8 protein-coding genes are annotated in these 8737 nt (G+C 69.8%); 5 read left to right on the forward strand and 3 right to left on the reverse strand.

Features of this window, described 5'->3' with window-relative positions; translation table 11 throughout:
- Positions 1 to 42: 42 nt before the first annotated feature.
- The 5 genes from acs (at position 43) to FE633_RS48575 (ending at position 5615) form a co-directional block, all read left to right on the forward strand.
- Entirely contained in the window at positions 43 to 2043 is a 2001-nt protein-coding gene (gene acs / locus FE633_RS22835; protein WP_138047093.1) for an acetate--CoA ligase, read from the forward strand.
- 239 nt (positions 2044 to 2282) lie between these two features.
- On the forward strand, positions 2283 to 3680 hold the full coding sequence (gene nhaA / locus FE633_RS22840) for a Na+/H+ antiporter NhaA (RefSeq protein WP_138047021.1): 1398 nt from the start codon (positions 2283 to 2285) through the stop codon (positions 3678 to 3680).
- A gap of 155 nt (positions 3681 to 3835) precedes the next feature.
- Positions 3836 to 4324, forward strand: a complete 489-nt coding sequence (locus tag FE633_RS22845; protein ID WP_138047022.1) for a phage holin family protein — start codon at positions 3836 to 3838, stop codon at positions 4322 to 4324.
- Entirely contained in the window at positions 4321 to 5271 is a 951-nt protein-coding gene (locus tag FE633_RS22850) for an alpha/beta fold hydrolase (RefSeq protein WP_119101520.1), read from the forward strand. Before FE633_RS22845 ends, FE633_RS22850 begins: the two co-directional genes overlap by 4 nt.
- 164 nt (positions 5272 to 5435) lie before the next feature.
- Positions 5436 to 5615 carry a hypothetical protein gene (locus FE633_RS48575; RefSeq protein ID WP_119101521.1) on the forward strand — a complete coding sequence of 60 codons (180 nt, stop codon included), beginning with the start codon at positions 5436 to 5438 and terminating at the stop codon, positions 5613 to 5615.
- 86 nt (positions 5616 to 5701) lie between these two features.
- On the opposite strand, the gene FE633_RS22860 is transcribed toward FE633_RS48575, so the two are convergent.
- The 3 genes from FE633_RS22860 to nth form a co-directional block, all read right to left on the reverse strand.
- Entirely contained in the window at positions 5702 to 6901 is a 1200-nt protein-coding gene (locus FE633_RS22860; RefSeq protein ID WP_138047023.1) for a MarP family serine protease, read from the reverse strand.
- 59 nt (positions 6902 to 6960) lie between these two features.
- Entirely contained in the window at positions 6961 to 7656 is a 696-nt protein-coding gene (locus FE633_RS22865) for an NUDIX hydrolase (protein WP_138047024.1), read from the reverse strand.
- A gap of 148 nt (positions 7657 to 7804) precedes the next feature.
- A partial coding sequence (nth, locus tag FE633_RS22870) for an endonuclease III (protein WP_246113775.1) occupies positions 7805 to 8737 on the reverse strand: 933 nt, incomplete at its 5' end.

Raw genomic sequence — 8737 nt, forward strand, 5'->3', positions numbered from 1 at the left:
TTCTCGGACGGCCCTTGTCACCAGGGGTCCTCGTCTGATGAGCTGTGGCCCGGGGACACAACGGACACCCTGGGAAAGGGAGATGTCGTGAGCAACGAAAGCCTGGCCAACCTGCTTCGTGAGGAGCGCAGGTTCGCGCCGCCCGCCGACCTGGCCGCGAACGCCAACGTCACAGCGGAGGCGTATGAACAGGCCAAGGCTGACCGGCTCGGTTTCTGGGCCGAGCAGGCGCGCCGGCTGACCTGGGCCACCGAGCCGACCGAGACGCTGGACTGGTCTAACCCGCCCTTCGCCAAATGGTTCGCGGACGGGAAGCTGAACGTCGCGTACAACTGCGTCGATCGCCACGTGGAGGCCGGTCACGGCGACCGCGTCGCGATCCACTTCGAGGGCGAGCCCGGCGACGGCCGGGCCATCACCTACGCGCAGCTGAAGGACGAGGTCTCCCAGGCCGCCAACGCCCTGACGGAGCTGGGCGTTGAGAAGGGCGACCGGGTCGCCATCTACCTGCCGATGATCCCCGAGGCCGTCGTCTCGATGCTGGCCTGCGCCCGCATCGGCGCCGCGCACTCGGTCGTCTTCGGCGGCTTCTCGGCCGACGCCATCGCGACCCGCATCCAGGACGCCGACGCCAAGCTGGTCATCACCTCGGACGGCGGCTACCGCCGAGGCAAGCCTGCCGCGCTCAAGCCCGCCGTCGACGAGGCGGTCGCCCGGGTCGACGGGGTCGACAAGGTGCTCGTCGTGCGCCGTACCGGCCAGGAGGTCGCCTGGACCGAGGGCCGCGACGTCTGGTGGCACGAGATCACGCAGAAGCAGTCCACCGAGCACACGCCCGAGGCGTTCGACGCCGAGCAGCCGCTGTTCATCCTCTACACCTCGGGGACGACGGGTAAGCCGAAGGGCATCCTGCACACCTCCGGCGGCTACCTCACCCAGGCCGCGTACACGCACCACGCCGTCTTCGACCTCAAGCCGGAGACCGACGTCTACTGGTGCACGGCCGACATCGGCTGGGTCACCGGCCACTCGTACATCACGTACGGGCCGCTCGCGAACGGCGCGACGCAGGTGATGTACGAGGGCACGCCGGACACCCCGCACCAGGGCCGCTTCTGGGAGATCGTGCAGAAGTACGGCGTGACCATCCTCTACACGGCACCCACGGCCATTCGTACGTTCATGAAGTGGGGCGACGACATCCCCGCGAAGTTCGACCTGTCCAGCCTGCGGGTGCTCGGGTCCGTCGGTGAGCCGATCAACCCCGAGGCGTGGATCTGGTACCGCAAGCACATCGGCGCCGACCGCACTCCGATCGTGGACACGTGGTGGCAGACCGAGACCGGCTCGATGATGATCACGCCGCTGCCGGGTGTGACGGAGACCAAGCCGGGCTCCGCGCAGCGCCCGCTGCCCGGCATCTCCGCGACGGTCGTCGACGACGAGGCCCAGGAAGTGCCCAACGGAGGCGGCGGATACCTCGTCCTGACCGAGCCGTGGCCGTCGATGCTGCGCACCATCTGGGGCGACGACCAGCGGTTCATCGACACGTACTGGTCGCGGTTCCAGGGCAAGTACTTCGCCGGGGACGGTGCCAAGAAGGACGAGGACGGCGACATCTGGCTGCTCGGCCGGGTCGACGACGTGATGCTCGTGTCCGGGCACAACATCTCCACCACCGAGGTCGAATCGGCGCTCGTCTCGCACCCCTCCGTCGCCGAGGCGGCGGTCGTGGGCGCGGCCGACGAGACGACCGGCCAGGCGATCGTGGCCTTCGTGATCCTGCGCGGTACGGCCTCGGAGACCGCGGACCTCGTGGCCGAGCTGCGGGGCCACGTCGGCACGACCCTCGGCCCGATCGCCAAGCCCAAGCGGATCCTGCCGGTGGCCGAGCTGCCCAAGACCCGCTCCGGCAAGATCATGCGCCGTCTGCTGCGTGACGTCGCCGAGAACCGCGAGCTCGGTGACGTGACCACGCTGACCGACTCCACGGTGATGGACCTGATCCAGGCGAAGCTCCCCGCGTCGCCCAGCGAGGACTGAGCACCTCACTGAGTACGTCACTGAATACGTCCGTCATGGGGCGCCCGGCGACGCGCCGGGCGCCCCATGCGGCCTTCTGTGGCCTTCCGTGGCCTTTGCCGTGAAGCTCACCGGAGAGGTCAGGCCACATCAATGGGTACGCTGGGGGAAGTTCCACAGCGTGACGAGAAGCCCCTAGGTGCGCCGGGAAGTCTGGTCGGCATGTGCTCCACCCTGCCCACCGACCGGAGGTCCTCCCCGTGGCCGCGCCCAGCCCCACCGCCCGTAAGTTCCTCGGGCGTCTCTCGCTGCCCGAGCGGAACTTCGTCGCGGACGCGCTCCGTACCGAGACCGTCGGTGGCATCCTGCTCCTCGTCGCCGCGATCGCCGCACTCGTCTGGGCCAACACACCGCTGCGCGACAGCTACGCGAGCGTCCGTGACTTCCACCTGGGGCCCGCAGCGCTCGGCCTGGACCTCTCCGTCCAGCACTGGGCCGCCGACGGACTGCTGGCGGTCTTCTTCTTCGTGGCCGGCATCGAGCTCAAGCGCGAGCTGGTCGCCGGTGATCTCAAGGACCCGAAGGCCGCCGCGCTCCCGGTCGTGGCCGCCCTGTGCGGCATGGCCGTGCCCGCGCTGGTCTACACGCTGGTCAGCACCGTCGGAGGCGGCTCGCTCGCCGGCTGGGCGGTGCCGACCGCGACCGACATCGCCTTCGCGCTCGCCGTCCTCGCCGTCATCGGTACGTCCCTGCCGAACGCCCTGCGCGCCTTCCTGCTCACCCTCGCGGTCGTCGACGACCTCTTCGCGATTCTGATCATCGCGGTGTTCTTCACCGCCGACCTGAACTTCGCGGCCCTCGGCGGCGCCGTCGCCGGCCTCGTCCTGTTCTGGCTGATGCTGAGGAAAGGCGTGCGCGGCTGGTACCTGTACGTCCCGCTCGCCGTCGTCATCTGGGGACTGATGTACAACAGCGGCGTCCACGCCACCATCGCCGGTGTCGCGATGGGCCTGATGCTGCGCTGCACCACCCGTGAAGACGAGGCGCACTCCCCCGGCCAGCGGATCGAACATCTCGTCCGCCCCCTGTCGGCCGGTGTCGCCGTACCGCTGTTCGCGCTGTTCAGCGCCGGCGTCGCGGTCTCGGGAGACGCGCTCGGCGGGGTGTTCACGCGGCCCGAAACCCTGGGTGTCGTCCTCGGACTGGTCGTCGGCAAGGCGATCGGCATCTTCGGCGGCACATGGCTGACGGCCCGCTTCACCAGAGCGGAGCTCTCCGACGACCTGGCCTGGCCGGACCTCTTCGCGGTGGCCTCCCTCGCGGGCATCGGCTTCACCGTGTCGCTGCTCATCGGCGAGCTCGCCTTCGAGGGCGACGACGTACTCACCGACGAGGTCAAGGCCGCCGTCCTCTCCGGCTCGCTGATCGCGGCCATCCTGTCGACGGTGCTGCTGAAGATGCGCAACGCCAAGTACCGCAAGCTGTACGAGGCCGAGGAGTTGGACGAGGACCTCGACGGGATCCCCGACATCTACGAGCAGGACAGTCCCGCGTACCACCTGCGGATGGCGGACATCTACGAGCGGAAGGCCGCCGAACACCGCAGGCTTGCACAAGTGATGGCCGGGGCAAGCGAGGAGAACGACCGTCCGGCATGATCGGACACGCACGCAAAACGTCCCAAGGCAGCAACCGTCCCGAAGACAGCAACGTCCCAAGGCAGCAACCGTCTCCAGGACAGCAACGTCCCCAAGACAACAACGCCCAAGGACGACAACGTCCCAAGACAATCCCAAGACAAAGGGAGACCGCGATGAGCGCACCCGATGGCAACCCGGTCGGCGCCGAACGCAGCATCGGCCAGTTGTTCGCCTCGGCGACGACCGAGATGTCAGCGCTGGTGCACGACGAGATCGCGCTGGCGAAAGCCCAGCTCAAGCAGGACGTCAAGCGCGGTGCGGTCGGCGGCGGCGCCTTCGCGGCGGCCGGGGCGGTGCTCATCTTCTCCCTGCCGATGCTGAGCTTCGCGCTGGCGTACGGCATCCGGACCTGGAGCGACTGGAACCTCGCGGTCTGCTTCCTGCTGTCCTTCGCCGCCAACGTGCTGGTCGCCGGTTTGCTCGCGCTGATCGGCGTCGTCTTCGCGAAGAAGGCCAAGAAGGGCAAGGGTCCGCAGAAGACGGCGGCGTCGGTCAAGGAGACGGCGGCCGTGCTGCAGAACGTGAAGCCGCACCCCCGTCAGTTGAACGGGACCGACCGAGTCGGTGAGAGCGCCGAGGCTGTGGCACGCTCATCCTCATGACGGACCCCGCCACACCTTCGGAGCAGCCCACCTCGTTCGCACGGCTCGACGTCCCCGGCGGGAAAGAGGTGACCCATCGGGACGTAGCCGCCAACGGCGCGCGTTTCCACATCGCCGAAATGGGCGACGGGCCACTGGTTCTGATGCTGCACGGGTTCCCGCAGTTCTGGTGGGCCTGGCGGCATCAGCTGGTGGCACTCGCCGACGCCGGTTTCCGCGCCGTGGCGATGGATCTGCGGGGAGTCGGCGGCAGCGACCGTACGCCCCGCGGTTACGACCCCGCGAACCTCGCGCTCGACATCACCGGCGTCGTACGGTCCCTAGGCGAGCCCGACGCGGCCCTGGTCGGCCATGACCTCGGCGGGTATCTGGCGTGGACGGCGGCCGTGATGCGCCCCAAGCTCGTACGCCGGCTCGCGGTCTCCTCGATGCCGCATCCCCGGCGCTGGCGCTCGGCGATGCTCTCGGACATGAAGCAGACCGCGGCGGGCTCGTACGTGTGGGGCTTTCAGCGGCCATGGATCCCGGAGCGTCAGCTCGTCGCCGACGAGGGTGCTCTGGTCGGCCGTCTCGTGCGGGACTGGTCCGGGCCGCGGCAGCCGGACGACGAGGCCGTGGAGACGTATCAGCGCGCGATGCGCATCCCCTCGACGGCACACTGCGCGATCGAGCCGTACCGGTGGATGGTGCGCTCGCTGGTCCGGCCCGACGGCATCCAGTTCAACCGGCGCATGAAGCGCCCGGTACGGGTGCCGACCCTGCATCTGCACGGCTCGCTCGACCCGGTGATGCGGACCCGGAGTGCGGCGGGTTCCGGCGAGTACGTCGAGGCGCCCTACCGCTGGCGACTGTTCGACGGGCTCGGCCACTTCCCCCATGAAGAGGACCCGGTGGCGTTTTCCACCGAATTGGTGAACTGGCTGAAGGACCCCGAACCGGACCGCTGACGCCTCTTCGGGCCGGGTCGTCCAGGGCGTCCGGGCCGGTCCGTCAGGCGCTCGACCCCGGGATAGGAACGCTTGTCCTACGAACGGCCAAATGCCTGGCGCATAGGCCAATTGGGGGCCCGGGGGGCGGTTATCGACCTTGGGGCAGGGGCAGACGTCGGGGTATGGGCTGGACGCACGACTACAGTGACGCAGCACGCAACCGCCGCTCGGCCAGTGGCCTGAGCTCCCACCAGAGGGGCGCCCCGCAGATACAGGGCACGGACCCCCGACTGGGAATCCCCCATATTCTGAGGCGCCGGGCCCGCTGGGTCTCGGCGCGCCTGCGCCACCCTCGCGGCTGAGCGTTCAAGCCGTCAGGCCCCGGGCCACAGCACCAGCAGGCCCGGCCGGCCCGACGTTGCCTCAGCAGGCCGGCGTCGCCCCGGCGCTACAGCGCGCAACTGTCGCTGTCCACCTGCTGGTTGGCGGTGCGGCCCTTGGCGATGTCCTCCCGGACCTCGTCCGCGGTGAGCGCGTACCCCGTCTCGGGGTCGTCGAGGGACTTCGCGAAGACCACGCCGTACACCTTGCCGTCCGGGGTGAGCAGCGGGCCTCCGGAGTTGCCCTGGCGCACGGTCGCGTAGAGCGAGTAGACGTCGCGGCGCACGGTGCCCCGGTGGTAGATGTCGGCGCCGTCGGCCGTGATCCGTCCGCGCACGCGCGCGCCGCCGACGGTGTACGACCCGTTCTCCGGGAAGCCCGCGACGATCGCGCCGTCGCCGCTCGTGGCGTCCTTGGACGCGAACTGCAGGGCGGGCGCGCGCAGATCGGGCACGTCGAGTACGGCGATGTCGCGCTCCCAGTCGTAGAGCACGACCTTCGCCGCGTACCGCTTGCCCAGGCCGCCGATCTGGACGTACGGCTCGTCGACGCCGCCCACCACGTGCGCGTTCGTCATCACGCGGCGCTCGCCGAAGACGAAGCCGGTGCCTTCGATGACCTTGCCGCAACTCTGGGCGGTGCCGGTGACCTTGACGATGGAGCGCTGGGCGCGGGCCGCGACCGGGCTCTTGGCGAGGGCGGGGTCGGGGGCCTTCACCTCGTTGATGGGCTCGTTCCTGAACGGGCTGAAGACCTGGGGGAAACCGTTCTGCGCGAGGACCGAGGAGAAGTCGGCGAACCAGGTGTTCGCCTGGTCGGGCAGCGTCCTGGACACCCCTTGCAGCACCTTGGAGCCCCGGACCTCCTTGCCGAGGGTCGGCAGCGTCGTACCGGCCAGGGCCGAGCCGATCAGCCAGGCGACCAGCAGCATCGCCACGACGTTGACGAGCACGCCGCCCGTGGCGTCCAGGGCGCGGGCCGGGGACCAGGTGATGTACCGGCGCAGCTTGTTGCCGAGGTGGGTGGTGAACGCCTGGCCGACGGAGGCGCAGACGATCACGACGACCACCGCCACGACGGCGGCGGTCGTGCCGACCTCGGCGTCCTCGGTCAGGGCGTCCCAGATGACCGGGAGGAGGTAGACCGCGACGAGGCCGCCGCCCAGGAAGCCGATCACCGAAAGGATGCCGACGACGAACCCCTGGCGATAGCCCACGATCGCGAACCACACGGCGGCGACCAGCAACAGGATGTCCAGCACGTTCACTGATTCAAGCCTCGCCTCATCACCTTGCGGTCACCGGAAAAAACACGAGAGCCACCCTGTCATGTGTGCCAGTCGAGCGGGACCCGCTTGTCGCGGTCCCACGGCTGCTCCCAGCCCGCGAAGTGCAGCAGGCGATCGATGACTCCGGCCGTGAAGCCCCAGACCAGGGCTGATTCGACCAGGAATGCCGGACCTGTGTGGCCTCTGGGGTGCACGGTCGTGGCCCTGTTCGCCGGATTCGTGAGATCCGCCACGGGGACCGTGAAGACGCGCGCCGTCTCGTTCGGGTCGACCACTCCCACCGGGCTCGGCTCGCGCCACCAGCCCAGCACCGGGGTGACCACGAAGCTGCTCACCGGGATGTAGAGCGCGGGCAGTACGCCGAAGAGCTGGACGCCGCGCGGGTCGAGCCCGGTCTCCTCCTCGGCCTCGCGGAGAGCGGCCCGCAACGGCCCGTCGGCCTTCGGGTCGCCGTCCTCGGGATCGAGGGCGCCACCGGGGAACGACGGCTGACCGGCGTGCGATCTGAGCGAACTGGCCCGTTCCATGAGCAGCAGCTCGGGACCGCGCTCACCCTCGCCGAACAGGATCAGTACGGCGGACTGGCGCCCCGCCCCGTTCGCCGGCGGCAGGAAACGGCTCAGCTGGAGCGGCTCCACCGTCTCGACGGCGTGCACCACCGGGTCCAGCCAGTCGGGCAGGCCGTCCTTGCACACCGCCAGCCGGCCGCCCCGCATGTCGCTCGCGCGTGTCATCGCCACCCCCGCTCTGCTGCTCTCAACGCCTGCGCACTAGCAGATCGTTCCGTCATCGGGCCCCGGAACCGGCCCCGGACTCGGACTCGGCCCTGGAACCGGCCCCGGACTCGGCCCTGGAACCGGCCCCGGCCCTCGGCGGAGGCGCTCACGGCGAGGGCGCTCTCAGCGGGGGTGCCGGCAGGCCACCCGCGTCCAAGTACGTCTGCGGGGGCTTGAGGCGCTGGCCCGGGAAGCCGCCCTTCTCGTACTTCAGGAGCTTCCTGGCCTTCTCCGGGTCCGTCTCGCCCTCCCCGTACGCCGGGCAGAGCGGGGCGATGGGACAGGCGCCGCAGGCGGGCTTGCGGGCGTGGCAGATGCGCCGTCCATGGAAGATCACGTGGTGCGAGAGCATCGTCCACTCGCTCTTCGGGAAGAGCGCGCCGACGGCTGCCTCGATCTTGTCCGGATCCTTCTCGTCGGTCCACTGCCAGCGCCGGACGAGCCGCTGAAAGTGGGTGTCCACGGTGATCCCGGGCCGCCCGAAGGCGTTGCCGAGGACCACGAAGGCGGTCTTGCGCCCCACTCCGGGGAGCTTGACGAGGTCCTCCAGGCGCCCGGGGACCTCGCCGCCGAAGTCGTCCCGCAGGGCCCTGGAGAGGCCTATCACCGACTTGGTCTTGGCCCGGAAGAACCCGCACGGCCGCAGGATCTCCTCGACCTCCTCCGGGTTCGCGGCGGCCAGGTCCTCGGGGGTGGGGTACTTGGCGAAGAGCGCCGGCGTCGTCTGGTTCACCCGCAGGTCGGTGGTCTGGGCCGAGAGGACGGTGGCGATCAGGAGCTGGAACGGGTTCTCGAAGTCCAGCTCCGGGTGGGCGTACGAGTAGACCTCGGCGAGCTCGCGGTTGATACGGCGGGCGCGACGGACCAAGGCGGTGCGGGACTCGCTCCGGGGAGGCTTGGCGGGGGCGACTGCGGCGGAGGCCTCTTTGGCGGGGCCGGCCTTCTTCGCGACGGCCTTCTTCGCGGTGGCCTTCTTCGCGGTGGCCTTCTTCGCGGTGGCCTTCTTCGCGGTGGCCTTCTTCGCGGTGGCCTTCTTCGC

Origin of the sequence: Streptomyces montanus (assembly GCF_005786655.1) — a bacterium.
Classification (GTDB): Bacteria; Actinomycetota; Actinomycetes; order Streptomycetales; family Streptomycetaceae; genus Streptomyces; species Streptomyces sporangiiformans.